1 protein-coding gene is annotated in these 766 nt (G+C 37.5%); it reads right to left on the reverse strand.

The window, feature by feature from the left end; all coding sequences use genetic code 11:
• A partial coding sequence (locus AB4653_RS22995) for an ATP-binding cassette domain-containing protein (RefSeq protein WP_372105408.1) occupies positions 1 to 152 on the reverse strand: 152 nt, incomplete at its 3' end.
• Positions 153 to 766 lie beyond the last annotated feature (614 nt).

Here is a 766-nt window from a genome sequence, read left to right on the forward strand (position 1 = left end):
CATCTAAGGAAAGTACTTTTACCCGACCCTGAAGATCCGATAATCGATACTACATCGCCTTTATGCGCAGAAAGTGAAATTCCCTTTAAAACTTCATTTTGACCAAACGTTTTGTGTAAATCCTTTATGTCCAGCGCTGGTACATCTTTCATGCGCTTTCTCTCCCAAGTTTGTGAAAATGCAAGGTACTCCGACCTTTTCATGCGATACAAACTAGCACCACACGAAACAACATGCAACAAATTATTAACCTAATAATTGAGAATAAATAGCGATTAACTCTGACTTATTATGCAATGAATAGCGTTTTAGTCTCAATTTACTGAATGAAATGTATCAACAAGCTGTAATTGCGACTCTGACATTGTTTAAATAAAGTTAATCAAAATGAGATTCTCGTAGCTTGATGCCTCACAAGAAAAACACGTTTTGTGAACTTAAAAACTGCGCTTCCGACAAAATCTAACACCCGCAGTAGTACACCAAACTCACTATACGAGAACGTCATTTAAAGGCCGTTGAGTGGTTAAAACTCCATAGGCAACTAAGAGACCAGTTGCTAATAGTAAAACCACTCAGTAAGTCAGAGGTATCCGGCTGATGCTATGTAGAGCAAGGCATGAAGAAGATAGCTAACGTCAATTTGTGAAAACTAATTACACAATTCATCAACGGTACGTTAATGAATCGCTTCGTTTTGTAGCTTTCTTTCACATAAACTCATAAAGTGATCAAGATCAATCACCCTAAAGGGTAAGCTTGTTAG

The organism is Vibrio sp. 10N.222.48.A3 (assembly GCF_041475345.1).
In the GTDB taxonomy this organism is placed as follows: Bacteria; Pseudomonadota; Gammaproteobacteria; order Enterobacterales; family Vibrionaceae; genus Vibrio; species Vibrio tasmaniensis_A.